This window comes from Rhodobacteraceae bacterium D3-12, from assembly GCA_025916135.1.
In the GTDB taxonomy this organism is placed as follows: domain Bacteria; phylum Pseudomonadota; class Alphaproteobacteria; order Rhodobacterales; family Rhodobacteraceae; genus JAKGBX01.
Genome location: CP104793.1, coordinates 3228157 through 3254901 on the forward strand (window position 1 = coordinate 3228157; position 26745 = coordinate 3254901).

The 26745-nt window shown below is 61.1% G+C and carries 26 protein-coding genes and 1 pseudogene; 14 read left to right on the forward strand and 13 right to left on the reverse strand.

What is annotated here, in order from left to right; translation table 11 throughout:
• The first annotated feature begins 48 nt into the window (after positions 1-48).
• The 5 genes from N4R57_16000 to N4R57_16020 are packed head-to-tail and all read left to right on the forward strand — an operon-like array spanning position 49 to position 4163.
• Entirely contained in the window at positions 49-1071 is a 1023-nt protein-coding gene (locus tag N4R57_16000) for a D-cysteine desulfhydrase (protein UYV36492.1), read from the forward strand.
• Positions 1072-1115: 44 nt separating this feature from the next.
• Positions 1116-1586, forward strand: a complete 471-nt coding sequence (locus tag N4R57_16005; GenBank protein UYV36493.1) for an aspartate/glutamate racemase family protein — start codon at positions 1116-1118, stop codon at positions 1584-1586.
• On the forward strand, positions 1517-1801 hold the full coding sequence (locus tag N4R57_16010; protein ID UYV36494.1) for an aspartate/glutamate racemase family protein: 285 nt from the start codon (positions 1517-1519) through the stop codon (positions 1799-1801). The genes N4R57_16005 and N4R57_16010 overlap by 70 nt, the downstream gene beginning before the upstream one ends.
• A 35-nt stretch (positions 1802-1836) precedes the next feature.
• Positions 1837-3111 (forward strand): histidinol dehydrogenase, encoded by a 1275-nt coding sequence (gene hisD / locus N4R57_16015; GenBank protein ID UYV36495.1) that lies wholly within the window; start codon positions 1837-1839, stop codon positions 3109-3111.
• Between the two features lie 23 nt (positions 3112-3134).
• Positions 3135-4163 (forward strand): putative sulfate exporter family transporter, encoded by a 1029-nt coding sequence (locus N4R57_16020; GenBank protein ID UYV36496.1) that lies wholly within the window; start codon positions 3135-3137, stop codon positions 4161-4163.
• A 50-nt stretch (positions 4164-4213) separates the two neighbouring features.
• Here N4R57_16020 and N4R57_16025 read toward each other — a convergent pair whose 3' ends face one another.
• The 9 genes and pseudogenes from N4R57_16025 to N4R57_16065 form a co-directional block, all read right to left on the reverse strand.
• A complete protein-coding gene (locus N4R57_16025; protein UYV36497.1) occupies positions 4214-5197 on the reverse strand; it encodes a dipeptide ABC transporter ATP-binding protein in 984 nt (327 codons plus the stop codon).
• Positions 5194-6188, reverse strand: a pseudogene (locus N4R57_16030) (ABC transporter ATP-binding protein). Before N4R57_16030 ends, N4R57_16025 begins: the two are co-directional and overlap by 4 nt.
• A 2-nt stretch (positions 6189-6190) precedes the next feature.
• Positions 6191-7108, reverse strand: coding sequence for an ABC transporter permease (locus N4R57_16035; protein ID UYV36498.1), 918 nt, complete (start codon positions 7106-7108; stop codon positions 6191-6193).
• Positions 7105-8046 (reverse strand): ABC transporter permease, encoded by a 942-nt coding sequence (locus tag N4R57_16040; GenBank protein UYV36499.1) that lies wholly within the window; start codon positions 8044-8046, stop codon positions 7105-7107. The genes N4R57_16035 and N4R57_16040 overlap by 4 nt, the downstream gene beginning before the upstream one ends.
• Positions 8047-8110: 64 nt before the next feature.
• Entirely contained in the window at positions 8111-9688 is a 1578-nt protein-coding gene (locus tag N4R57_16045; GenBank protein UYV36500.1) for an ABC transporter substrate-binding protein, read from the reverse strand.
• Positions 9689-9737: 49 nt separating this feature from the next.
• Positions 9738-11234: a M81 family metallopeptidase gene (locus N4R57_16050; GenBank protein ID UYV36501.1), complete on the reverse strand. Its 1497-nt coding sequence runs from the start codon at positions 11232-11234 to the stop codon at positions 9738-9740.
• Positions 11235-11685: 451 nt separating this feature from the next.
• The gene (locus N4R57_16055; GenBank protein ID UYV36502.1) at positions 11686-12438 is read right to left on the reverse strand and encodes a formylglycine-generating enzyme family protein; all 753 of its coding nucleotides are present in this window, start codon (positions 12436-12438) and stop codon (positions 11686-11688) included.
• Positions 12439-12466: 28 nt separating this feature from the next.
• Positions 12467-13684 (reverse strand): copper-containing nitrite reductase, encoded by a 1218-nt coding sequence (gene nirK / locus N4R57_16060; GenBank protein ID UYV36503.1) that lies wholly within the window; start codon positions 13682-13684, stop codon positions 12467-12469.
• A 57-nt stretch (positions 13685-13741) separates the two neighbouring features.
• Positions 13742-14173 carry a pseudoazurin gene (locus N4R57_16065; protein UYV36504.1) on the reverse strand — a complete coding sequence of 144 codons (432 nt, stop codon included), beginning with the start codon at positions 14171-14173 and terminating at the stop codon, positions 13742-13744.
• Between the two features lie 149 nt (positions 14174-14322).
• On the opposite strand from N4R57_16065, the gene N4R57_16070 reads away from it, so the two are divergent.
• The gene (locus tag N4R57_16070) at positions 14323-15042 is read left to right on the forward strand and encodes a Crp/Fnr family transcriptional regulator (protein ID UYV36505.1); all 720 of its coding nucleotides are present in this window, start codon (positions 14323-14325) and stop codon (positions 15040-15042) included.
• 19 nt (positions 15043-15061) lie between these two features.
• On the opposite strand, the gene N4R57_16075 is transcribed toward N4R57_16070, so the two are convergent.
• Positions 15062-15967, reverse strand: a complete 906-nt coding sequence (locus N4R57_16075; GenBank protein ID UYV36506.1) for an SDR family oxidoreductase — start codon at positions 15965-15967, stop codon at positions 15062-15064.
• Positions 15968-16121: 154 nt separating this feature from the next.
• Between N4R57_16075 and N4R57_16080 the strand changes: the two genes are divergently transcribed.
• Positions 16122-17027, forward strand: a complete 906-nt coding sequence (locus N4R57_16080; GenBank protein UYV36507.1) for an AraC family transcriptional regulator — start codon at positions 16122-16124, stop codon at positions 17025-17027.
• Positions 17028-17078: 51 nt separating this feature from the next.
• On the opposite strand, the gene N4R57_16085 is transcribed toward N4R57_16080, so the two are convergent.
• Complete coding sequence (locus tag N4R57_16085) at positions 17079-17306, reverse strand: hypothetical protein (protein ID UYV36508.1); 228 nt, start codon at positions 17304-17306, stop codon at positions 17079-17081.
• 126 nt (positions 17307-17432) lie between these two features.
• Here N4R57_16085 and N4R57_16090 point away from each other — a divergent pair, with 126 nt between their 5' ends.
• From N4R57_16090 to N4R57_16120, 7 genes are read left to right on the forward strand one after another with little or no spacing between them, the layout of a single operon-like run.
• Positions 17433-17885, forward strand: a complete 453-nt coding sequence (locus N4R57_16090; protein UYV36509.1) for a cytochrome c — start codon at positions 17433-17435, stop codon at positions 17883-17885.
• Positions 17886-17897: 12 nt separating this feature from the next.
• The gene (locus tag N4R57_16095; GenBank protein UYV36510.1) at positions 17898-19247 is read left to right on the forward strand and encodes a cbb3-type cytochrome c oxidase subunit I; all 1350 of its coding nucleotides are present in this window, start codon (positions 17898-17900) and stop codon (positions 19245-19247) included.
• A gap of 3 nt (positions 19248-19250) precedes the next feature.
• Positions 19251-20045 (forward strand): CbbQ/NirQ/NorQ/GpvN family protein, encoded by a 795-nt coding sequence (locus tag N4R57_16100; GenBank protein UYV36511.1) that lies wholly within the window; start codon positions 19251-19253, stop codon positions 20043-20045.
• Positions 20046-20050: 5 nt separating this feature from the next.
• Positions 20051-21934, forward strand: coding sequence for a VWA domain-containing protein (locus N4R57_16105; protein UYV36512.1), 1884 nt, complete (start codon positions 20051-20053; stop codon positions 21932-21934).
• Between the two features lies 1 nt (position 21935).
• The gene (locus N4R57_16110; GenBank protein ID UYV36513.1) at positions 21936-22136 is read left to right on the forward strand and encodes a protein NnrT; all 201 of its coding nucleotides are present in this window, start codon (positions 21936-21938) and stop codon (positions 22134-22136) included.
• On the forward strand, positions 22133-22393 hold the full coding sequence (locus N4R57_16115; GenBank protein ID UYV36514.1) for an NnrT protein: 261 nt from the start codon (positions 22133-22135) through the stop codon (positions 22391-22393). Before N4R57_16110 ends, N4R57_16115 begins: the two co-directional genes overlap by 4 nt.
• A 2-nt stretch (positions 22394-22395) precedes the next feature.
• A complete protein-coding gene (locus N4R57_16120; GenBank protein UYV36515.1) occupies positions 22396-23589 on the forward strand; it encodes an NnrS family protein in 1194 nt (397 codons plus the stop codon).
• 15 nt (positions 23590-23604) lie between these two features.
• Here the strand turns inward: N4R57_16120 and N4R57_16125 are convergent, their stop codons facing one another.
• A complete protein-coding gene (locus N4R57_16125) occupies positions 23605-24030 on the reverse strand; it encodes a universal stress protein (GenBank protein ID UYV36516.1) in 426 nt (141 codons plus the stop codon).
• A gap of 11 nt (positions 24031-24041) precedes the next feature.
• On the reverse strand, positions 24042-26666 hold the full coding sequence (locus N4R57_16130) for a TRAP transporter permease (protein ID UYV36517.1): 2625 nt from the start codon (positions 26664-26666) through the stop codon (positions 24042-24044).
• Positions 26667-26745 lie beyond the last annotated feature (79 nt).

Sequence of the window (26745 nt, forward strand, 5' to 3'; positions counted from 1 at the left end):
AAATCTTCGTTGCATTCTAGGCCTGAACGCTACACCGGAGTTTCTACTATGCATTTCGCGCGATTTGACCGCATTCGTCTGGCCCACCTGCCAACGCCGCTTGAGCCGATGGACCGGCTGTCCGAAGCTCTGGGCGGCCCCCGTCTCTGGATTAAAAGGGACGATTGCACCGGTGTGTCCACCGGCGGCAACAAAACCCGCAAGCTTGAATTCCTGATGGGCGAGGCTTTGGCACAGAAAGCCGATGTGGTCATCACCCAAGGCGCGACCCAATCGAACCATGTCCGTCAGACCGCCGCGTTTTGCGCGCGGCTGGGGCTTGAGTGTCACGCGATCCTTGAAAACCGGACCAATTCCAACGATCCCGACTACCGCTCCAACGGCAACATCCTTCTGGATGCGCTTCACGGGGCCACGCTTGAACATGTGCCGGGCGACACCGACATGGTGGCCGCCTGTGAAACAGCCGCAGCCGAGCTGCGCGCCAAGGGCAAAAACCCCTATATCATCCCCGGCGGCGGCTCGAACCCTGTTGGGGCGCTTGGCTATGCCAATTGCGCGCTGGAACTGGTGAATCAAGCCAACGACATGGGGCTGGAGATCTCTCGTGTGGTTCACGCCACCGGATCGGCCGGAACCCAGGCCGGGCTGGTGACGGGCCTGCGGGCTCTCAATTCCGGCATCCCGCTGCTCGGGATCGGTGTGCGCGCGCCCAAGGACAAGCAGGAAGCCAATGTGTTCAAGCTCGCCCAAGCAACAGCCGAAAAGCTGGGCTGCCCCGGCGTGGTGTCGCGCGGTGATGTCGAGGCCAACACCGACTATGTCGGCGCAGGCTATGGCATTCCGAACGACGGCACCATCGAAGCCATCGAGATGTTTGCCCGATACGAGGCAATTCTGCTCGATCCGGTTTATTCCGGCAAAGGCGCGGCGGGGTTGATTGACCTTGTGCGCAAGAACGCCTTTGATCCGAGCGAGAACATCGTTTTCGTTCACACCGGCGGGTCGGCGGGGCTGTTCGGCTATCGCGCCTCGTTTGACGAGCCGCAGCTGGTCACGCTGTCGGCCTGAACACGCCAGAGACCGGACCAGAGCAAGAGCATCGGAACAGGATCATGAGCAAGACGATAGGCGTGCTGGGCGGCATGGGGCCAGAGGCGACCATCTTGATGATGTCGCGCCTGCTGGCCGCCACGCCCGCCTCGGATGACGCCGATCACATTCCGCTGCTCGTTGATAGCAACACGCAAGTGCCTTCGCGGATTGCCCATCTGATCGAAAAGACCGGCGAAGACCCGACCCCGGCCCTTGTTGCCATGGCGCAAAGGCTGGCCGCAGGCGGCGCGGCGTTTCTGGCCATGCCCTGTAACACGGCGCATAGCTATTATCCGGCAATTGCCGGATCGGTGCAGGTGCCCGTCTTGAACATGGTCGAGCTGACGGCCGATGCGGTGGTGCGCACCTCCCCCAAGGGCCGGTCGGCATCCTCGCCTCGCCCGCAGTCGAGATCACCGGCGTGTTCGCCCGCGCCTTTTCAGCGCGTGGCCGCGATGTCATCTATCCGGTCGACCGTGACCTTGTCCTGACGGCGATCCGCGCCATCAAAGGAGGAGATATTGCCGCCGCTTTGCCTATACTCGAAGCCGCAGCAGGCGAGCTTGCCCAAGCGGGCGCGCGTGTCGCCGTGATCGGCTGCTCTGAGTTTTCGATTGTCGCGGAGCACCTGTCGCATGCGCCCCTCGCGCTGATCGACAGTCTCGACGTTTTGGTGGACGCTTGTGTCACAGGCGCGAGCGACTAAGCCAGTTTATCCTAGCAGGGAGCCATGTTGGCCAAATGACCGTCACCTATCTGAAATCGGCCTTGCCGCAACCGCCCGAACAGAAAATCGCATTGCGCGATCAGGTCACGGATATCCTGTTGGCCATTGAAAAGGGCGGCGAGGCAGAGGCGCTGGCCTTTGCCCGCAAGTTCGACAATTGGGAGGGCGATGTCGTCGTCACCCCCGAAGAGATCAAAGCCGCCACCGCGCGTCTTGCGCCATCAGTGCGTGAGGACATTGATTTTGCGCATCAAAACATCCGCCGTTTTGCCGAGGCACAGCGCGACACGCTGACCGACATGGAGATCGAAATGGCGCCGGGGTTTTTCGCCGGTCAAAAGTCGATCCCTGTGCTTGCCACCGGCTGTTATGCGCCGGGCGGAAGGTTCAGCCACGTCGCATCGGCACTGATGACCATCACCACCGCCAAGGCCGCCGGGGTTGAGTTTGTCGCCGCCTGCTCGCCACCGCGCGGGGCCGATGGAATTTCCGACGAAATGGCCTATGCCATGTCCCTCGCCGGGGCCGACCGCATCCTGCGGATGGGCGGTGTTCAGGCGATCGCGTCGATGACCTTCGGGTTCTTTGGCATTCCGCCGGTCGATACGCTGGCCGGACCGGGCAACGCTTGGGTCGCCGAAGCCAAACGCCAATTGTTCGGGCGGGTCGGGATAGACATGGTCGCAGGGCCAACCGACAGCCTGATCCTTGCCGACGACACCGCCCACCCCGAGGTGGTCGCCTGGGACATGGTCGGTCAGATGGAACACGGCGCGGATTCGCCCGTGTGGCTGGTGACCAACAACGCAGCACTCGCGCATGAGGTGGTTGAATTGATCCCTAGCCTGATCCGCTCGCTTCCCGAGGCGAATGCCAGCTCGGCACAGGCCGCGTGGGACGCGCTTTCAGAAGTGGCCGTTTGCGAAACCCGCGAGGAAATGGCCGTGCTGGCGGATAAATATGCGCCCGAGCATTTGCATGTGCAGGCCTCGGACCTTGATTGGTGGCTGGGTAGGCTCAAGGCCTATGGCTCGCTTTTCCTTGGCGAAGAAACCACCGTTGCCTTTGGTGACAAAGCGTCCGGTCCGAACCATGTGCTGCCGACCTCGGGCGCGGCGCGCTATACGGGCGGCTTGTCGGTTCACAAGTTCCTCAAGACGGTGACTTGGCAACGATCAACCCAAGAGGCCGCCAAACGCGTGGCCGAGGTCACAGCGCGGATTTCGCGGCTGGAAGGCATGGAGGCCCATGCCCGCACCGCTGACATCCGCCTGACACAGCGCGACTAAAGCGCGACGAAGGAGACACACAGATGAACCTTTCCAACCGGGTCCGCACCCTTGCGGCGCCCGAAGCGTTTTTGCGCTTCCTCAAGGCGTGGGCCGGGCGCAACGGTCAAGGGCTGGCCTTGGCGGTGATGACCGCCATGGCGGCGGCGTTTCTGTCGCAACGCTGGGGCGCGCCACCAATGCTTTTGGCGCTGCTTTTGGGCATGGCGTTCTATCCGATGTCACAAGAGGCGCATTGCAAGGACGGCCTCGCCTTTGCCAGCGGCACATTGCTGCGCGCGGGCGTGGCCCTTTTGGGCTTGCGGGTCGAGCTTGCCGATTTGGCAGCGCTCGGGGTGGCGCCCTTTGCCGGCACCACGCTTTTGCTGGTGCTGACCATCGGCACGGGTCTTTTGGTGGCGCGGCTGATGGGGCGGGATATGTTCTTTGGCCTGCTCGCTGGCGGCGCGGTGGCGATCTGCGGCGCCTCGGCGGCGCTGGCCATTGCCGCCGCCCTGCCCGCGCAGCGGCTTAGAGGACAGGATGTCATCTTCACCGTTGTGGGCGTGACCTCGCTCTCCTCCATCGCGATGGTGCTTTACCCGATCCTGTTCGAGGCGCTGGGCATGTCGGATCGCCAGACCGGCTTCCTGATCGGGGCGACAATTCACGATGTGGCGCAGGTCGCGGCGGCGGGGTATTCGCATGGGGTCGAAACCGGCGACACAGCCACGCTGGTCAAGCTGAGCCGCGTCATCATGTTGCCGCTCGTTCTGCTCGCCGTGGCCTTTGCCGTGCGCACGCCGGGGCGCAAGGGCTTTGCCCTGCCGCCCTTCGTGATCGTGTTCGGCCTGTTGTTGTGCCTCAACAGTCTGGGCATCGTGCCAGAGCCCATGCGACAGGCGCTGGTGCAGCTTTCCTCGGTGCTCCTGCTGCTGGCGATTGCCGCGCTTGGGGCGCGCACTTCGCTTCCGGCGATGTTCAAACTGGGGGTCGGTCACCTTGCCGTGCCTGTCACGGCCACGCTGGTTCTGCTGGTCGCGGCGATTGGCTGGGCGGTTGCCGTGATCTAATCAGCGATCGCCGCGCGACGGCGCGGCGATCGGGGAACTGGGATCTGAAATCAGACCTCTTCGGCGTAGTGACAGGCGCTCATGTGGCCCGCACCCATGTCGCGCAGCGCCGGCACCTCTTGCGCGCAGCGATCTGTCGCCATCGGACAGCGCGTGCGAAAGAAACAACCGCTAGGTGGGTCAATCGGGCTTGGCACATCGCCGGTCAACACAACGCGGTCCCGCTCGGCCTCCGGATCGGGCAAAGGCACCGCCGATAGCAACGCCTTGGTATAGGGGTGGCGCGGCTGACGGAACATCGCCTCGCGGTCGGCGATCTCCATGATCCGGCCCAGATACATCACCGCGATCCGGTCGCTCATATGTTCAACAACGGCAAGGTCATGCGAGATGAACAAAAGCGCGAGCCCGAGTTCTTTTTGCAGGTCCATCAACAGGTTGATGATCTGTGCCTGCACCGAAACATCCAGCGCCGAAACCGCCTCGTCACAGATGACGATATCGGGTTCCGAAGCGAGCGCACGCGCAATGCAAATCCGCTGACGCTGACCGCCCGAGAACTGATGCGGCATGCGTGCCATTGCCTCGCGCGGGAGGCCAACTTTTTCCAGCAGATCGCCAACGCGAGTTCTACGCGCCTCGCGGGATTTGCCCATGCCGTGACTGCGCAGCGGCTCGGCGATCAGCTCTTCAACCGTCATCCGTGGGTTCAGCGAGGAAAACGGGTCTTGGAACACCACGTTCAGCCGCTTGCGCACCGGCTTCAACTGGGCCCGGCTAAGACCGTCAATGCGTTTGCCTTCCAGCGTGATTTCACCTTCGGTCAAGGGGATCAACTGGGCCAGACATTTGCCGACGGTTGATTTGCCGCAACCGGATTCCCCGACCAACGACAGGGTCTCGCCCTTGGCGATGTGAAAGCTAACGTCGCTCACCGCATGCACCGCCTTTTGGGTTTTCGAAAACATTCCGCTGGCGATGGGAAAGCGTTTGACCAAGTTGCGAACTTCGATGAGATGCGGGGCGTCGGTCATGCTGCGGATACCTCTCGTGGCGAAAAATGACAGGCCGCGAGATGCCCGGGGGCCTTGGCCTCTAGCGCCGGATCAATGCGGCGGCACACGTCTTGAACCAGCGGGCAACGGTCGGCAAAAGCGCACCCTTGAAGCGGTTTGGACAGGTCCGGCACGCGGCCGGGAATCTCGGCCAGCCGAACCGCTTCGCCCGCGCTCAAGGACGAGCCGAGCTTGGGCACGGCGTTGAGCAGCCCTTGGGTATAGGGGTGGCGCGGCGTGCGGAACAGGTCCTCAACGCGGGCCTCTTCGACCTTGCGACCGGCATACATGACCAGCACACGCTCGGCGAATTCGGCCACCACGCCCAGATCGTGGGTGATCAGCATAACAGCCGACCCCACCTTGCTGCGCAAATCCTGCATCAGGTCGAGGATCTGCGCCTGAATGGTGACATCAAGCGCGGTCGTTGGCTCATCCGCCACCAACAGCGCCGGGTTACAAGCCAGCGCGATGGCGATCATCGCCCGCTGGCGCATCCCGCCCGAAAGCTGGTGCGGGTATTCATCGACCCGCTGTTCCGGCGATGGGATACCGACAAGGCGTAGCATTTCAATAGCGCGGTTGCGCGCCTCGGCGCGGCTGGCGTTTTCGTGCAGGCGCACGGATTCACCGATCTGCTGGCCGATGGTGAACACCGGGTTCAGCGAGGTCATGGGCTCCTGAAAGATCATCCCAATCTCGGAGCCGCGCAGCTTGCGCATCTGCCGGTCAGATTTCTTGAGCAGGTATCCTCGCCGCGAAAGTTGATCTGACCGGCGACCTTGCCCGGCGGCGTCGGCAGCAGGCCAAGGATCGACATCGAGGTGACAGACTTGCCACAGCCGGATTCACCGACCACGGCCAGAGCTTCGCCTGCGTTTATGTCAAACGACAGCCCGTCAACCGCACGGTTCACACTGGTCGCGGTGCGAAAATGGATCTGCAGATCGCGCACTTCAAGAAGGGCCATGTTTACACCTCCTTCGCTAGTCGGGGATCGACCGCATCGCGCAGCCCGTCGCCCAGAAGGTTGACTGCCAGCACCGTGATCGACAGGAACAAAGCCGGGAAAAACACGATTGACGGCTTCACCTGCCAGAGCGCGCGCCCCTCGGCCATGATATTGCCCCACGACGGCACTGATGATGGCAGCCCCGCACCAATAAAGCTCAGGATCGCCTCGGTGATCATCGCAGAGGCGCAGATATAGGTGGCCTGCACCGTCAGGGGCGCCAGCGTGTTGGGCATGATATGGCGCCAGATAATGCCGAGCGTGCCGGTGCCACAGGCGGTCCCCGCCTCGACATAGGGCTGTTCGCGCACCGAAAGCACGACCGAGCGGGTCAGCCGCGCGACACGCGGAATTTCCGCAATCGTGATGGCAAGAATGACGTTAAAGACAGAACCGCCGCGCATCAGGGTCATCAAGGCAATCGCCAGAAGGATCGCGGGGATCGACATCAGCCCGTCCATCACCCGCATGACGATGTTATCAGCCCAGCGCAAAAACCCCGAAAGCAAACCAATGGCCAGCCCGACAATCGAAGCGCAAATCGCCACGCCTGCGCCGACAACCAGCGACACCTGAGCGCCATAGACCGTGCGCGAGAAGATGTCGCGACCCAGCATATCGGTGCCAAACCATGCCTCTTCCGAGGGCGGTTTGACCCGGAACGCGGGGTTGAGCGCGCTGGGATCATGGGTGGCGATGAACGGTGCAAAAATCGCCATCAGCGCGACCAGCACAAGCAGGACAAGACCGATCCACAATGTCGGATGCTCGATCAGCATCGCCATGGCGCGGCCACGTTGCGGCGGCGGCGTGAGGATCTGCGGTCGCGCGGGCGCGGCGGCATATTCGGGCTCGCAAGGAGTGGGTTGAGCGGTCAATAGCGTATCCTCGGGTCAATCAGGGTGTAGCTGAGATCAATCAGCAGATTGATGATGACGTAAACGAAGCTGAAGATCAGGATGATCGCCTGAATCACCGGATAGTCACGCCGCAGGATCGATTCGACCGTCAGACGGCCAAGTCCGGGCAGCGCAAAGACTGTTTCGATCACAACAGCGCCCGAGATCATAAGCGCGATCCCAAGGCCCACCACCGTGACAATCGGCACCATCGCATTGCGCAACGCGTGGATGAACAGAACCGTATGGCCGGCGGCCCCCTTGGCGCGGGCGGTGCGGATATAGTCCTGTTGCAAAATTTCCAGCATCGTCGCGCGGGTGATCCGCGCAATCAGAGCAACATAAACCCCCGCAAGCGTCACCGCTGGCAAGATCAGGCTGTGAAACCACGGCCAGATACCGTCAGCGATGGGTTTATAGCCTTGGACCGGAAGCCAGCCCAGCTTGAGCGACAAGGTCCAGGCCAACACATAGCCGACCACGAACACCGGCACCGAAAATCCCAGCACAGCAAACAGCATGATCGCCCGGTCAAGCAGCGAGCCGCGTTTCCATGCGGCGGCAACACCCATTGGGATCGCCACGATCAGCGCGAAAAACAATGTGACAATCATCAGCGACACAGTCGGTTCAACCCGTTGCAGGATCATCCCGGTCACGGGTTCCTTGGTAAAGATCGACGTGCCAAAATCGCCGCGGACCACCCCGCCCGCCCATTCGGCGAACCGAACAGGAAAGCTGCGGTCAAGGCCCAGCTGCGTGCGGATATTCTCGATGTCTTCCTGCGTGGCCTGATCCCCGGCCAGAATGGCCGCCGGATCGCCCGGTGCAAGATAGAGCAGGCTGAAGACGAATATCATCACGAACAAGACAACCGGAATCGTCGAAAGGATGCGTCTAAAGATATAGGACGCCATAGGCGGTCATTCCTCGAGCTTTGTCGGGAGCACGCTTGCAAGAGCGCGCTCCCGGCATGGCAATTTACATGCGATCAACGTTCCAGAACAGGCTGACCGAAGCTTGCAACAGACCTTTGAGGTTGCTGCGCACGGCACCATCACGGAAAGTCTGACCCAGCGGCACGGTGGGCACCTGATCAATCGCGCGGGCGTGGGCCTTGTCAAACAGCTTCTGCGCCTCCTCGTCGGATTGCGCCGAAAGCCAATCCGCAACGGTTTGCTCCATCTCGGGGTCTTTGTACCAGCCCCACCAGCCGGTCTCGCCCAGGCCACGTGTGGTGGCATTGGTCGCCGGGTTGTCGATGGAAATCGCGGGCCAGTTGGTGTGCGCAATGCTCCAACCGCCGTTTTCGACCGGCTCTTTGGACACGCGGCGCTGAACCACGGTGCCCCAGTCGGTTTCCTGCAGATCGACATTCATGCCGATTTTCTTGAGGATATCTGCCGTGATAAGGCCATGCGGATGGATCGAGCCGATATCGGTCGGGTTGATGATCACAACCTTTTCGCCGTTATAGCCCGCGTCCTTGAGCGCCTGTTTGGCACCCTCGACATCCAGCGAATTCATGATGCCTTCACCCAGCTCGTTGACCCCGGGCAGACCACAAGGGAACGACGAGAGACATTCGGTGCGGTTCGCCTCGCTTGCTGTGACCGACTGCATGTATGGCGTCTGGTTCACGGCCTTGAGAACGGCGCGGCGCACGTCGACATTGTTGAACGGCGGCTGCAGGTGGTTGAAGCGGATGACCGAGACGATGCCAAACGGATCCTGCCGGAACAGGTCCACGTCCGAGCTTGCCTCCATCAGCGGCGCAAGGTCAGGCAGGATCGAGGCGACCCAGTCCACCTCACCGGCCTGAATGGCAGCAGCGGCAGTGGCCGGGTCGGGAATGACCTGCCAGATCACGCGGTCAAAGTTCACCACCTTGCCGCCCGATGTCCATGCGGCGGCTTCGGCGCGCGGCACGTAACCGTCGAATTTCTCGTATACCATGCGGTCGCCCGAGACATATTCATCCGCCACCCATTTGAACGGGCCAGAGCCGACCATCTCGGTCACCTGCTCGGAAATATCGGTTTTCGCCAGCCGTTCCGGCATCATCATCGCAGGCGAGGAATGCGGTTTACCAATGGCGTGCAACAAACGACCAAACGGGCGGGTCAGCTTGATCAGGATGGTCTTGTCATCCTTGGCCGAGAAGCTCTCGGTCGCGGCGCCCAGCGCCTGACCAAAGCCGTCACGTTTGGCCCACCTTTGAAGGCTGGCGGCGCAGTCTTGGGCGCGCACAGGTTCGCCATCATGGAACATCAACCCGTCGCGCAGGGTGATTTCCCATGTCAGACCGTCATCCGACACCGTATGCCCCGCCGCCATCTGTGGCACGGGCTGAAGGTTGCCATCCATGCCATAGAGCGTGTCAAAAACACAGTAACCATGGGTGATCGAAACCGCCGCCGGGGTGAACACCGGATCAAGGATCGTCAGGTTCGAGGCAGGAACATAGCGCAGAACCTTGGTGTTGTTCTGGGCCAGTGAGGGGACAGACAGCAGCGGCGTCGCTGCGGCAGCACCAAGTAGGGAACGTCTTGTAATCATTTTATTTTCCTTCCTGAAGGTGAATGGATTTATCTTCTTTTTCTTCCGGTCACGCGGTCTGGGGGATCGGTTGAGGCGTCTCTGTGTCATCGGCGGGCCAGAACGGTCTTTGCCGTTTTTCCCAGTCCACATCTTCAAGCCGAAGCGGCGCGCCACCGGGGCCGTGGATGGCGATGAACTGCACGCCCTCTCCCAGGAGTTTGCGATAGTTCATAAGGTTCTTGAACGAGGCGATCTTCATCTTGGTGATATCAATGCCCGCCGCCGCATAATGTTCATCCATATGCTCGTAAAACGGCAGGCTCCCGACCAGAATACGCACCCCACCCGCACGCAGAACGGCCGAGGGGCCGGTGCCCACCGTGGCCCCTTTTGCCGGACCGCCGCAATAGGTGAACGCCCCGTCATACAGGTTTTCCACCGTCGCCGTCACTGTCACCGGCTTGAACCAGCGGGTGTCCTGTTTGGCGCCGACATGGAATTCCGCCTTGCCGCCTTCACCAAGCTCAAACGCCTGCGCGGCGACCTCGGGGTCGACGATAAACAGCGCAGCGTCGGTCTCGGGCGCCCCCTCCAGAAGGGCCGCCAGAAGCGCGGGGCTGTCGCCTTGCGCGCCCGCACCCATCGAATCCGGCGCATCAATGATCAGCGTCCGACCCGGTGCCTCGACAGCGGCCTGTACGGCCTCGGCCGGGGTCATCGCCGGCAGCTCGAAATCGCGCCGCCGCTCCCACATCGCGTCCAGCACGTCCTGCGCCACCGCATCTGCGCCCGCGGGGTCGCCATCGGTGATGGCAAGGCCGGTGATCCCGACATCGGCCATGTCGAGCCACGGCTGAACCGGAAAATAGCTGACCGACAGGGCGCGCCCTTCGGCCTCCATCTGGCGCGACAGCTTGGCCACCTGTGCCATCGGCTCGTCATTCAATGTCGCCCCGCCCAAGACCGGCACAATGGCGTTGTATTTGCGAATACGCGTGACCGGCGCGATCTCGCCCTTGACCGCGCGCACCAGCAAACCGGCGGCGCAGGCTCCGGTGCGATAGGCATCAACATGCGGATAGGTCTCGTAGCCAACGATGATCTGCGCCATATCGGCCATGCGCTGGGACACATGGGCATGTAGATCAAGGCTCACCGCAATCGGGATCGACGCATCGCCAAGCCGCTCACGAACCGCCTTGATAACCCCGCCCTCAGGGTCTTTCTCGGTCGCGCAAATCATCGCGCCATGCAGCGAAAGATACACTCCATCCAATGGCATGGCCGCCGTGATCCCATCGGCAATGGCCTCGACCACTTCGTCATAATAGGCGTCATCAACATGCCCACCAGAGACACAGCGCGACATGAGAATAGGAACGATCTCGGCCCCCGCCTCTTTCAGCGTGTCAACGCCACCGGACAGGCCCAATTGCTTGCCTGCTACGGCCTTGATGACCTCGTCTCCGCGAAACACACCGAACCTTGCGAAATCTTCCTTTCCGGCGACTCGCAGAGAAAGGCTGTTGCCCTCGAATTCAAAGCTGGCGATGGCGATTTTCATTGTCGTCTCTCATTGTCATCTCTCATTGTCGGCCTTCTGGCCCCCATACTGCCGCCCGGCGCAAGATCGTCGTGAAACGCGATCAAGCCGGGCGTGGAACTATGCGTCTATTGGAAAGTCTTGCAGGTGGCTGACCCGATTTCAAATGCGAATTGACGGTATCAACATGCAGTTTTTGCATATTGCGTCCCGATCCACGAAATCCCCACAGGAATGTAGACTTTGTTTTTATGACGCTTTGCCGCGTTCATGGCCCGAGGTTTCGCCGCAATATAGCATGGATGTCAACGCGTCTTGCACATCCAACTCGGACGCAACAGCGGGCCGCACCGCCCAAAAACCCATCACTACATTGGATCGGACGGAAATATCGGTGCTTTTTGGGGCCAGAGCCGGAGGGTCTTGGCCGTCTTACCGACCGAAGCGCGTGGGTGCCAACGGGCGCGCGGCGCTAGATCCGCTCGTCCGAAACCAGCCGCATTCCCAAATGCGCCGGAGGCGTGCCAACAGCACAGCCGCCGCGGGCCGGATCACGGATAAGAAATGACATGGCCGCCACATGCTCACCGCCAACAAAATAGGCCGGGCAGCGGTCCGGGTCGATCCCGCTGGCGGCCCCGGCATAGCATTCCTGCGTCCATTCCCACACGCTGCCGTCAAGATCAGCAATCCCTTCGGGCGAGACCGAAAAGCTGCCCTGCGGTTTCAACGCACGCGGCGCGTTTCCTTCGGTGAGATAGGCCGAGGCCCATGTCATCGACGGATCGGTAAAAATCGGATCTGCATGTTCGGGCAAGACCGGCTTGGCGAATTCGCCCCATTCGACCGCCGTTGGCAGACGAAAATTCTTGCCTGTCTGCGCGTTGATCCAGTGCAGGTATTCGCTCACATCAACATAGCTCAGACCAGTCGCCGGGGTCACGCTCGCGTCTTGGTCCGGACGGGCGCGCAGCTCCAACATACAAGCCCCCTGATCGTGACAGATGTTCCACTGGGCGATTGTCACTTCGTATTTCTGAACATGAAGCTGTGCGCCGCTGGGCAATGTCACAGGGCGCTCTGCCATTTGCGGCAGCAGCGACAAATCAGGTTCGGTGCCGCGCCAGTAAAGCGCGGCACCGACAAGGGCCACCACCGACACCGTCAGCGCAACCAGACGAAGGGACAACTTCGCAATCGGCATATGGGTCTCGGTGGTGGTCATGGCTTTAACCTTTCCGGTCAGCTTTCAGTCAGCTTGCAAAGGGACGCGGCGCGACAACCTGTTCCATCAGGTCATTGTTCCAATCGCCCTCGACAACAAAGTGAGCCGTGCCGCCCAGCATCGCGCCGATGATCAGGTTGTGGTTTACATAGGCATAGACGCCCGGTTGCTCGAAGGTATACATCGCCGCCGCCGCGCTACCGCCGCGCACAAACCATGTCTCCATCCCGGTCAATGGCACATCGGTGAACGAGCTTTCCCAGACATATTCGCCATGCCCGCCGATCAGGTGTGGCCGGCTGTCGACGTTGCACGAATTATGCACCATCAGAACAGTCTCACCAACCTTGGCCTTGAGCGCATTCTCACCCGTCAGGGCACCAACCGCGCCGTTGAACACCTGATGCGTCGGCACCAAAGTGCGCATCGCATCAAGGCTGTCGGAATAGTCATCGCCAGCCGCTTCATAGACCTTGTAGTCGCCGTTTTCGTCTTTCGGCAGATAGTAATCCTGCTCGCCGATATAGGCGATGCTGTCATAGCGCAGCGGATTGCCTTGAGGGTCTTTCAGCCCGTCACGCGGCAGCACCATAACGGCGCCATTCATGCCATGCGTCACGTGATAGGGGATCATCGCGCCACCGGGGGCACAGTGATAGGTGAAACAGCCCGGCTTGGTCGCTTTCCAGCGCAGAACGCATTCCTCGCCCGGATAGACATGGGTCAAGCCACCACCGCCCAACGCGCCGGTCGAGGCGTGAAAGTCGATGTTATGCTCCATCATCGAGCTTTCGGGGTTGCGCAGGGTCAGCTCGATCATATCGCCCTCGTGGCAGATGATCAGCGGGCCGGGAACAGACCCGTTAAAGGTCAACGCCCAAACGCTCGCGCCGGTGTCTTCGTCGACCACCATCAAACGCTCTTCGGTTACCATGGTGATTTCGATGATCTTCGGCCCGCCGGTGGCGACCTGCTCATGCTCCGGCGCAAATGGCGGCGCGACAAGCTCTTGTTTCACGCGGGTATAGCCTGCAAGGTCCGCCGGTTTGGCGGTGGTGTCTGCGGCCTGTTTCTCGGCAACCTTGTGAAGGTTGCGCGAAACGGCATCGGCTTTAAACGGTTGCGGCGTGCGCCGGGCGGCCATTGCGGTGGCACCGCTCATTGCCGCAGCACCGGCCAAAAGGGATCCGCGCAACACATTGCGGCGGCTGGTGTTCATAAGGCCCGGGTTAATGAACTTTGTCATAACAGTTTTCCTTTTCGGTTGGGTGGCACGGGACAGCGCCCCGTGCTTGCCTGATCGTCACATGTTGTTCAGTTGTTCTTCGAAACGCGCCTTGGCCTTCTTGGGCACACGCCCAGCCAGAAAATCTTCGGGGGCGGTTACGTCGCCGACAACGATCGTCATCACCATGCCCATGGCATAATGCGGCTTGCAAATGACGCCATAGACCCCTTCAGCGGTCAAGGTAACTTCAAGTTCTTGGTTGATTTTCCCTTTAAAAGGCTCGGCCCCTTCGGGGAGCATACCTTTGTTGATCTCGGCATTGTGGCCCTTGCTTGAGGCGACAAATTTGATCGTGTCGCCGGGGGCGGCCTTGACCAGGCTCGGTTCAAATACCATGCGCTGACCGTCGCTGCCTTTGTTGAGCATCTGAACCTCAAAGGTCTCGGCATAAGCGGCGCCACCCATCAGGCTGGCAAGAACGAGGGCTGCTGTAAGTGTTCGGCCCATTTGACAATTCCTTTCTTTCATCTTGTTCGTTGAGCCAAATATACCGAATACTGCGGACCAGAATTTGATCTGGCACAACCTTTGGCGCGATTGCTGGCGCGGGGGTCTTTGCGGATGCAGAATGTGTCGAAATGTGAGACAACACCTTAATGAGCGCGCCACAGACCAAAATACTGCCGCGGCTTGATGAAAGCCTGCTGACGCATCTGCCGCCCTTCTCGAAACTCGAGAAGCGCCAGATCCGCACGATTCTCGATCAGGCCAGCTCAAAACGCTTTGAAGCCGGGGCGCATATCTTTGACGAAGGTCTCCCCGCCGAGCGATTCTATATGCTGCTTGACGGCTATGTGCGCGTGGTACGTGTGACAAATACCGGCGAGCAGGTCACGGCGCTGCATATTCCCGCCGGTCAGCTTCTTGGCATCGCCCGCGCGCTGGGGCGTGACACGTATCCCGCGACCGCCATCACGGCCTCAGAGGCGCTTGCGCTCAGCTGGCCAATGCGGCTTTGGGATACGTTCATGGCCGAGTATGACGGCTTCGCGACCGAAACCTACAAGACCGTCGGCTTGCGGGTGGGAGAGATGAACAACCGGGTCGTCGAACTGGCCACGCAACAGGTCGAACGCCGCGTGGCCAATGCGCTCTTGCGGCTGATCAATCAGACCGGTCGCAAGGTTGACGGCGGGATCGAAATCAACTTCCCGATCACCCGCCAAGACCTGTCCGAGCTGACAGCGACCACGCTGCACACGGCAAGCCGCCTGTTGAGCGCCTGGGAGAAGGCAGGCCTTGTCGAAAGCAAGCGAAAACGCATCAAGGTGCTCGACCCGCACGGCCTCGTGGTGCTGGCCCAAGGCGCTGCCTAGGGCCAAAGCAAGCGTGCCCTCAGCCAGAGGCACGGAGCCGGTTCACAAGCAGGTCATCTTCCAAAATCGACCCCTTGAGCGTCTCCAGTTCTTCAACGTCCCAATTGGCGCTCAGATACCGGCCCTTGGCCCAATCCGCCTGCCCCGAGCAAAGCCAGACCGCAAAGCTCGCCGCCAAATCCGGCGCATCGACAAGATACTCATGCATATGGTCGGGCATATTATGCCCCAAATCGGTCGCAACGCCGCCGGGATGGATGGCGAAGCACTTAATCCCCTCCTCACCATGATCGCTCTGCACAAATTCACAAAGCCGGTTGAGCGCGTGTTTGGCCGTTTGATAGTCAGACGCCCCCGGCATCACGAATTGCGCCCCGATTGATGACAACAGAATAAGATGCCCGCCGCTGCGCCCTTGGGCCGCCCATGTTTTCGCGCTCTGAACCAGATGGGGAAGCGCATAGCGGATCACGTGATAGCTCCCCTGAACATTGACCTGCCAATTCCGCCACCACCCCTCGGGGTCGCTCTCGCCAATCTTGACCCACGGGCCAAGGTATCCGGCGTTGGCATCGGCCACATCAATGCCGCCGAACTGTGCCACGCACTCCTCGATCGCGGCACTGACCTCGGCGGCCTCAATCACATCACAGACGGAAAATGCGCATTGCGTGGCCGGATTTGCCTCGGCCACCAAGCGCTGCGTCTCTTTCAGCGCCGCTTCGGATCGCGCGGTGAGATAGAGCGCCTTGGCTCCGGCCTCGGCAAAGGCAACGGCGGTGGCCTGACCAATCCCGCGCGAGGCACCGGCGATGAAAACGACCTTATCCGCCGCGCTGTTTGCCAGCGCGCCTTTGGGGTCAATCGCATCATAGCGGCGGTGATGCGCAGTCAGATCGAGAAATTGGGATTGAATGGACGACATGGGAAACTCTCCTTCATTGCTGAGCACAGATATACCCGCATGTGGCCCGTCGCGCGTGTCACATCCTCGCCAAAACCTGCCAATTCCTCTAAATTGATGAATGAACTGCTGGATATGTGCATATCTTCCGCTAAGGTTCAGGAAGAGAGGCCCCATGCAGCTTTCAAAACTCACCGCATTGGCGTCGGAGTATTCACGCCGAAACCCCGAGAAATCACATGATCTTCCGGGGCTGTCGATCTATCGCCGCGACGCAATTAGCGAGATTGAGGCTTTGATCTATGAACCGGTCATGTGCCTGATCCTACAAGGCAGTAAAGTCACCTCGATAGGCGATCAACACGCCGAACTGCACCCCGGTGACGCGCTTTTGGTAAGTCACGACCTGCCTGTCGTGTCGCGGATCACCAAGGCCAGCCGCCAAGAGCCCTATACCGCGCTGATCCTCTCGCTCGATCTGGGCCTCGTGCGCAGCCTGTATGATCAGGTCGCGGATACGCATTTACATGATCACAGCGCCCGCTCCCTTTCGGTTTGCCGCGCCGACCCGGCGTGGATTGCGCCGCTGATCCGGTATCTCAACCTCATGAACAGCCCAAGAGATGCCGCCGTCCTCGGGCCATCTACCTTGCGCGAAATTCACTATCGGCTACTGCTCTCGCCGATTGGCCGGATGCTGAGGCGTTTGTTGATTGCCGACAGCCATGCAAACCGGATTGCCAAGGCGATCCAGACCCTTCGCGCCGGCTTTCGCTCACCGCTCAGCGTGGCGGATCTTGCCTCTGGCGCGGGGATGAGCACCTCGTCGTTTCATGCGCATTTCAAGTCGATCACCGGCACCACGCCGCTGCAATATCAAAAAGACCTGCGCCTGATCGAAGCGCGCAGCCTGCTGTTGGACAGACACTGCCCGGTTTCCGAAACCGCCTATGCCGTGGGCTATGAAAGCCCGACCCATTTCAGCCGCGATTACAGCAAGAAATTCGGCGTGCCCCCAAGCCGCGATGCAAACCTTGCATCCGCTCGGGATCAGCACCCGCCGCAACACGCTTCGCTCTGATGGCAGCGCCCTAAGCAGCGGTCTCATAAGGCGCCCGCGCCAAACCGGCGATCACCCCTCGCCCGATGCCTTTGCTGCATCCACTGCTGCCTGCAATTCCGCCAGAAACGCCGCCTCATCCAGCCCGTATTCCGCGCAGGCATCTACATAGGTGTGGAACGGGTTAATCAGACAGCCGACGCAGATCATCTTTTGGCGCAGGAAAACGGCAACCGTCTCGGGCCAAAGCTCCATCAACTTGGACAGCGGCAAGTCAGGATCGTCAAGTCGCGCACGCATCACAGCACCTTCTTTCTCCCCTGACCGAGCCTATCGCCTCAATCACGCCAAAGGTTGTGCTAGCGCAAACTTTGGTCATTCGCCGCGCGGTAGCAATGGGCATCCCGAATTCAAGGAGGCCAATTCATGGCAGAAATTCTGACGAAATCACGGGCGCGCAATATCTTTTACGGAGGCTCGATTTTCTTCGTTCTGGTTTTCATTGCGATGACCGTCCACTCGCACCGCTATGTGGTGCAAACCTCAACCGCCGGAATGGAACTGAGCGATCTGGTGCGCCAGGGCAAACATGTCTGGGAAAAACACTCCTGCATCAACTGTCACAGCCTGCATGGCGAAGGCGCGTATTTCGCGCCCGAAGTCGGCAATGTGATGACCCGCTGGGGCGTGTTGGATGACCCCGAAGGGGCGTTCGAAATGCTTGACGGCTGGATGAAATCACAGCCCTCCGGTGCCGAAGGGCGTCGCCAGATGCCGCTCTTTCAACTCACCGAAACCGAAACCCGCGCATTGGCCGAATTCCTGCGCTGGGCCGATCAAACCGACACACAGGGCTGGCCGCCCAACGACGCGGGATAAGGAGATACGCTTATGAAATATCAATCTCAATCCGTCGCCTTCTGGTATTTTACCGCTGCGCTGGCGCTGTTTGGCATTCAGGTTCTGGGCGGGCTTCTGGCCGGCTGGATCTATGTCTCACCCAATTTCCTTTCCGAACTTTTGCCGTTCAACATCATCCGCATGATCCACACCAATGCGCTGATCGTCTGGCTCTTGCTGGGCTTCTTCGGGGCCGCCTATTTCCTGATCCCCGAAGAATCCGAGCGTGAGATCTGGTCGGTCAAGCTCGCCTATATACAGCTGATCATTCTGTTGGTCGGCACTCTCGGCGCGGTGGGCTCCTATCTCGTCGGCATCCACGGCGGGCGCGAGTTTCTTGAACAGCCCCTCTGGGTTAAATTCGGTATCCTCGTGGCCGCGCTGATCTTCCTTTTGAACGTGTCGATGACCGTTCTTGCGGGCAAGAAAACCGCGATCACCAACGTGCTGCTGATGGGCCTCTGGCTCCTGTCGCTGCTCTGGGTGTTTGCCTTTATCAACCCCGACAACCTCAGCCTTGATAAAATGTACTGGTGGTTCGTCGTGCACCTCTGGGTCGAAGCGACCTGGGAGCTGGTGATGGCCGCGATCCTTGCGTTCCTTCTGCTCAAGCTGACCGGCGTTGACCGCGAAGTGGTGGAAAAATGGCTCTATATCATTGTCGCCACCGCGCTGTTCTCGGGCATCCTCGGGACCGGGCACCACTTCTACTGGATCGGACTGCCGGCCTATTGGCAGTGGGTCGGGTCGATCTTCTCGACTTTCGAAGTGATCCCCTTCTTCCTGATGATGTCTTTCGCCTTCGTCATGGTCTGGAAAGGGCGCAAGAACCACCCCAACAAAGCCGCGCTCTTGTGGTCGCTCGGCTCTTCCACCGTGGCCTTCTTTGGTGCCGGTGTCTGGGGCTTTTTGCACACGCTGCACGGCGTCAACTTCTACAGCCACGGCACACAGATCACAGCGGCGCACGGCCACCTTGCCTTCTATGGCGCCTATGTGGCTCTGAACCTTGCGATCTTCACCTACGCGATGCCGCTGCTGCGCCAACGTGCGCCCTATAATCAGGTGCTCAACATGGCGAGCTTCTGGCTGATGACCGGCGGGATGGCCTTCATGACCTTCGTGCTGACCTTCGCAGGCACCATCCAGACGCATATGCAGCGCGTCGTGGGCGACTATTACATGGACGTCCAAGAGAGCCTGTCGATCTTCTACCTTATGCGCTTTGGCGCCGGGGCGGCTGTGGTGATCGGCGCATTGCTGTTCATCTATTCGCTGCTGGTGGTGCGCAAGAACGAGATCATCGAGCCCGGCCCCGCCAACCCTGTTCCAGGAGAGTGAGCAATGGATATGGCACGCACACCCTCCCTGCCGTTTTATCAACCCACGGGGCGCGAATGCGACCTGTTTGAAACGGCCCATGACAACGGTTTGCCCCTTCTTCTGAAGGGGCCGACCGGCTGCGGCAAAACCCGGTTTGTCGAACATATGGCGGCGCGGCTGGGCAAACCGCTCTATACCGTGGCGTGTCACGATGACCTCTCTGCCGCTGATCTGATCGGGCGCTACCTGCTCAAGGGCGGCGAAACGGTCTGGGTCGACGGCCCGCTCACCCGCGCAGTGCGCGAGGGCGGCATCTGCTACCTTGATGAGGTGGTCGAGGCGCGCAAAGACGTCACCGTGGTGCTGCACCCGCTGACCGATACGCGCCGCACGCTGATGATCGACCGCACCGGAGAGGAGCTTGTCGCGCCCAAGGGCTTCATGCTCGTAGCGAGCTATAACCCCGGCTACCAGAACGTGCTCAAGCGGCTCAAGCCGTCGACGCGGCAACGCTTCCTGTCGGTGTCTTTCGACTTTCCCGATGCGGAAACCGAAATCGCCGTGGTCGCCCGCGAAAGCCGCCTTGAACCGGGGCGCGTCGCGCCGCTGGTGCGGCTGGCCGGACATATCCGGCGGCTCTCGGGCATGGACCTCGAAGAAGGCGTCTCGACCCGTCTGCTGATCTATGCGGCCACCTTGATGGCGGCCGGAACCAGCATTGATCAGGCGCTCGAAGCGGCCGTTATCGAACCGCTCAGCGACGAGCCGGACGTGCAGCAGGCGCTGCGCGACCTGATTGCCACCATCTACGGATAAGACAGATGCACCTCCTTGATCTCATGGAACCCGAAGAAACGGTCGGCAACCTCTGGCATGATATGGCCAGCGGGATCGGAGCGAATGTGTCTTTTCCCGAGGCGGGCGTCACGCTTGCCTCGGTCCGGCCCAGCCTTGCGGTGTTGTTCCGCTCGCTGGGCGGGAACGCGGGCGTGGAGATCGGAGAGGCACCCGCAACCCTCGCCCGCCACCGCCGCGCGCTGCGCCGCAAACTGGGGGCGGACCGCGATCGCGAATGGGTGGCGCGGTTTGATGGCGAACGCCTTGCGCTGCCGCCGTTTATAGCCGCTTTCCCCGACATGGCGCTGAACCGTGCCGCCTATTTCTGGCTGACGGCGCTGGCCGCGCGGATTGACCTCTCGCCGTTTGATTTCAACGTCGATGGCCCCGCGCTCGACTGTGCGCAAATCCGCGCCAATGCCGCCGCCGCCGATGCCGCCTATGCCGCCTGCCCCGGTCTGCGGGCAAGCTATGCGCAAATGGCGCAAGCCTGTGCCGACGCCCGCCCCGACCTCCTGCGCCCCGCCCAAGAAGCGGCGATGGAAGCCGCCATCCGCGATCAACTCTGCGGCGGCTCTGCGGTGCTGAGCAGCGGTCCGGCGCCGCGCGGGTACATGCCCGTCGCCCCTGTGCCGATCTGGCTGCAATTCGCGCCCCCCGGCACCGGAACTGCGGCCAATGAGGATCACGCCGACCCCGCCGCGCCGCCCCCCTCTGCCGCCCATACCAACCGCAAAATGGGCAAGCGCAAGGATCAGGATCAGCACAACCGCAAGGACAGCTTCATCATCCACCGCTTTGAATCGATCCTGTCTTGGGTTGAATCGCTCAACATCAATCGAAGCGTCGATGATGATGACGATGAAAACGCCCAGAAGGCGGCGGACGATCATGACGAGATCACCCTCTCGAAACAGGACCGCAAAGCGGCAACGCGCCTGCGCCTGCATCTTGACCTGTCGCCCGCCGATGCCGATCACGAGGCGCTGGCAGGCGAACACACCTACGGCGAATGGAACCACCGCTCGCGCAGTTACATGCCCGATCATTGCCGCGTTCTCGACGCGCCTGCCCAACCGGGTGATGCGCCTTTTGTGCCCGATGAACGGCGCATGCGCGAAGTGCGCCGCCAGTTCGAGGCGCTGCGCCCCCGCCGCATCCTGCAACCGCGTCAGGTTGACGGCTCCGAGCTTGATCTCGACGCGCTGTTGACCACGCGCGCCGATCTGGCCGCAACCGGGCGCGGCAGCGACCGCATCTGGCAATCCGCACGCCAGAGCGAACGTGACCTCTCGGTGGCTTTCCTGATCGACACCTCCCGCTCGACCGAAGCGGCGATTGGCGACACTTCGGTGATCGAGGTCGCCCGCGAAGCCATGGCCGCCCTCGCCGGGGGCATCGACGCCGCCGGTGACCGGCTTGCGATCTGGGGGTTTTCCTCGCTCCGGCGTGACCGGGTATTCCTGACCCGATGCAAAGGGTTCTCTGACCCGATGTCACCCGCGATCACCGCCAATATCGGCGCTTTGCATCCCGGCCATTACACCCGCCTCGGGGCTGCCATCCGCCACGTCAGCGCCCAGCTTGCCGAGGAGCCAAGCGCGCGCAAGCTGTTGATCGTGCTGACCGATGGCAAGCCCAATGACCTTGACCACTACGAAGGCCAGCACGGCATCGAAGACAGCCACATGGCCGTCCGCGAGGCCCGCAACGCCGGGCAAAGTCTGTTCGGCGTCATCATCGATGAGGACGGACAGGACTGGTTCGCGCGCATCTTCGGGCGCGGCGGCTTTGCCCTTCTACCCAACCCCGAGCGCCTGACCAAAGCGCTGCCCGACATTTATCGCACCCTGACCGAGGAGAGCTGACATGCGTATCATCCCCGCCTTTTTCGCCGCCTTTTGCACCACCTTTTTCACCACCCTGCTCGCCACCCCCGCGCTGGCCGAAGCCTACAAGAGGCCCATCCCACAGGCACAATCCGCCACCGCCGAATTCTGGTATGCACTGGCCTGCGTCGCCTTGATCGTCGCGATGGTTGTCGTGCATCGGCTGGTCTCGCGCCGATGACAGGCCCCAATTCGCGCCAAGGCTGGTCAACGCGCAAAATCGCGCTGGCGCTTTACCCGTTCGGCGCGGGGGCGGCGGCGGTCAATGTGTTTTTCGCCTCGCTGATCCTAAGCTGGGTCGGCGGGCCTGTCGCCACAACGGCTTGGGCGCTTGGCCTCGGTTGCCTGATCGGCGCACCGGCCACATGGTATTTCGCCCGTCACATCCGCCACCTGATGGACATTTCGGATGCGGGCGCAGAACAAGGAGGCGCCTGAAAATGGCAAAGTCATCCGCAGAGCAAATTCGCGCTTGGCAAGGCCCGGCACTGTTCAGCTTCGGCTTCCGGCCTTTCTTTTTCTTTGGCGCCGTCTGGGTGGTGCTGGCCATGGCGCTGTGGCTACCGATGCTTACCGGTGCGCTGTCGCTGCCAACGCGATTCGACCCGATCTCGTGGCACGCGCATGAGTTTCTGTTCGGCTATCTTGGTGCTGTGCTGGCCGGGTTCTTGCTCACCGCCGTGCCCAATTGGACCGGGCGTTTGCCGATGGTGGGCTGGCGGCTGGCCGCTCTCTTTGGGCTTTGGGTGGCGGGACGAGCGGCGCTGATGGTCTCGGCGCTGCTGCCCGTGGGGCTGGGCGCGGCAATCGACCTTGGCTTTCCCATCGTGCTCGGCGCGATGATCCTGCGAGAGATCGTGGCCGGCAAGAACTGGCGCAACCTGATCGTGCTGGCGCTCTTGACCGTGTTCACGCTGGCCAATGGGCTGTTTCACCGCGATGCGCTGCTGGGGGCGTTCGCCGCCCAAGGCATCGGAATGCGCCTTGGACTGGCCACCGCTCTGATGATGATCGCGGTGATCGGTGGGCGCATCATCCCGTCATTCACCCGCAACTGGCTCGCCCGGAGGGACACAACCGTGCGCCCCGCCCCGCCCATGCAACGCTTTGACAAGCTGGTGCTGGTGGCAAGCCTGCTGGCGCTCGCGTTCTGGGTCGCCCGCCCCGACGGCCCGCTCACCGGCGCGGCGCTGTTGGGGTTCGGCGCGCTGCACCTTGCGCGGCTGACCCGCTGGCAAGGGCATCACACGCTGAGCGAACCGCTCGTCTGGGTGTTGCATGTTGCCTATGGCTTTATCCCGCTCGGGGCCTTCGCGCTTGGGCTGGAGCAACTCACCGGATTGTTTGGCATTGCCGCGGCGCAACACCTCTGGATGGCGGGCGCGATCGGCGCGATGACGCTGGCGGTGATGACACGCGCAACGCTTGGCCACACCGGACAGACGCTCAGCGCCGACAAGGTTACTGTGCTGATCTATCTGAGCCTCTTTGGATCGGTGCTGGCGCGGCTCGCCATGGGCCAATGGCCCGACCTTGCACAGCTCTCCGGGGCGCTCTGGATAGCCGCCTTTGCCGGTTTCGCCCTTGGCTATGGCCGCGCGCTTCTCTGCCCGAAACCGGACAAGACGCGCTGATCGCGTTAGGCGCGCCTAGCGGATTACAAACACCGACTGCTTGGCATGGCGCGCCACACGCGCGGCATTCGGCCCGATCAGGTAATCCTGAAGCCCCGGCCGTACCGCGCCGATAAAGATCGCATCGACCTCGTATTTGTCGCCCGCCCGGATGATCTGATCATAGATCGACCCGTGGGCGACATGCAGCTTGGCATCAACATCGCGCGGAATGGCCTCTTTGGCCCAAGTCTCAAGCGCGGTTTTGGCCTGTTTGCTGACCTTGTCGGAATGGTTCGGCCCCAACATGGAGCCAACTATCGACATGCCGCTGTCGGGCACCACATTGACCACATGCAACAGCGCCCCTTCGCTTCGGGCCATGTTGACCGCCGCCTCAGAGGCACGCGTCGCACCATGGGAATCGGCCACATCGATTGCAAGCAATAGCGTTTTGAACATCTCTGATCTCCTCAGAAGGCAGGTTGCGTGGCACGCGGCCGTTGGATCATCACCATACCCATCAGCAACAAAAGCGCCGGGATAAAGAACCACTCCTTGGGCATCCGCTCGTTTTCGACCTCGGCCTTGACCACCGTCACCGGAGTGTCACCGTAAAAGTCATACTCGGTGCTCAAACCGCCATGGGGCCCGCCGAACGGTTCCTCCATCAACAGCTTGTCCCCCTCGGCCACAAGCGTCAGCTGCTGCGCGGCCAATGCGGCCTGCGCATCCCCCGGCACCGCCGGCACCAACAGAGTGGTAGGCCGCACCTTGCCATTGTCGAAATCCGGTCCCTGCACAGTCAGGCGAATGTCCTGACCTTCCTTGGCGCTGTCCATCAACGCCATCGCCGCCGGACCTTCGCCAATCGCGTATTTATCGCTCACCTGGTCCAGGAAGAAATCGGGCCTGAACAACATGAAGGCGATAAACAGCAGCACCGCGCTTTCCCACTTGCGCGACTTGGCTATGAAATAGCCCTGCGTTGCGGCGGCAAATAACAGCATCGCGATAAGGGATATGAAGAACACCAGCACCGCCTTGCCAAAGCCGACGTCGATCAACAACAGATCGGTGTTGAAGATGAACAGGAACGGCAGCAGCGCCGTGCGGATGTCATAGGCAAAGCCCTGCACGCCGGTCTTGATCGGATCCCCCCGCGAGATCGCCGCCGCCGCATAGGCGGCAAGGCCCACAGGCGGCGTATCATCCGCCAGAATGCCGAAATAGAACACGAACATATGCACCGCGATCAACGGCACGATCAGCCCCGATTGCGCGCCAACCGATACAATCACCGGCGCCATCAACGACGATACAACGATGTAATTCGCTGTCGTCGGCAGGCCCATCCCAAGGATCAGCGACAAAACCGCGACCAGCAGCAACAGGATAATCAGGTTCCCGCCTGACAGGATCTCGATCACCTGCCCGATCACCTGATGCGCCCCGGTAAGCGAGATCGTTCCAACGATGATCCCCGCCGCACCCGTGGCCACGCCGATCCCGATCATATTGCGCGCCCCAAGGATCAAACCGGCTACAAAATCCTGCCACCCGGCCGACCCTTCGCCGCCCACGTTGCCGCCGCGGAAAAACGCCTTCAGCGGGCGATGCGTCAGCGCGATGATGATCATGAACACAGTGGCCCAGAACGCCGACAACGCCGGCGACAAACGCTCAAGGCTCTCGGTGCGCACCATCAGGTTCCACACCAGAATAAAGATCGGCAGCGAGAAATAGGCCCCGCCAATCAGCGTCGGCGTCAGGCGCGGCGCCGCAGGCACCGGCGCGTTCGGATCGTCCACCTCGATATCCGGGTATTTCGCCGACACCCAGACCAGCACGACATAGATCACCGCCACCAATGCAACCGCGCCATAAACGCTCTCGCTCATGAACGGATCAAGCAGCGCCCGCAGCCCGACCATCGCAAAGGTGCAAAGGCCAAGGAAGATGAACCCCGACAGGAACAGGATCATAATCATCAGAACGCCGATCTTGCGGCCCTCTTTCTTCAACCCTTCCAGCCCCATCTTCAGGCTCTCAAGGTGAACAATATAAAGCAACGCGATGTAGGAAATCACCGCCGGAAGAAAGGCGTGCTTCACCACGTCGATATAAGGGATGTTGACATATTCAACCATCAGGAAGGCCGCAGCCCCCATGACCGGCGGCGTCAATTGCCCGTTGGTGGAACTCGCCACCTCGACGGCACCCGCCTTTTCCGCCGGAAAGCCGATCCGCTTCATCAGCGGAATGGTGAACGTGCCGGTCGTAACCGTGTTGGCGATGGACGAGCCGGAAATCATCCCGGTCATCATCGACGACAGGACCGACGCTTTGGCCGGCCCGCCGCGCAACGCTCCGAGCAACGCAATAGCGACCTTGATAAACCAGTTGCCCCCGCCCGCGCGGTCAAGCAACGCCCCGAACAGAACGAACAGGAAGATCATCGTCGTCGACACGCCAAGCGCGACACCAAACACGCCTTCGGTCTGCATCCAGTAATGGCCCAGCGCCTTGGAAAGCGATGCACCGCCATAATTGGTAATGTTGCGCGCCCATTCCGAATAGCCACCGAAAAAGGCAAACAGCACGAAACAGCTCGCAATGATCACCAGCGGCAATCCAAGCGAGCGGTAAACCGCGACCAGCAGAACCAGCATCCCGATCGCCGACATGGTCACATCCGTCGTGTTCCAAAGGCCGGGGCGGTCCGCGATCTCAAAGCGGAATACAACAAGGTAAAGACAAGAGCTGACCCCAAGGATCAACAGCACCCAGTCATAAGCCGGAATGCGATCTCTCGGAGAGGTCTTGAACAAGGGAAACGCCAGCGTCGCCAGCATGATCGCAAAGGCAAGGTGAACATAGCGCGACTGGGCAACGATATTGGCAAACATCGAAACGCCGGTCGACTGGGCCAGAATACCCGGCACCTTTGACGCGATATAAAGCTGGAACAGTGACCAGATGATGCAAGTCCAGATTATCAATCCGCCTTGCCAGTTGCTCGGGTTGCGCGCGCCGGTATCGGCCTCGGCCACCATGTCGTCTGCGCTGCGCTCGGGCTGCTGCGTTTGGTCTGTCATATTGTCCCCCTGATCACGGATTTTTCCCGTGTGGTGCTGCGCCCGTTCGTGGGGCGCAGCGCCGGTCTTTTAGACGTCA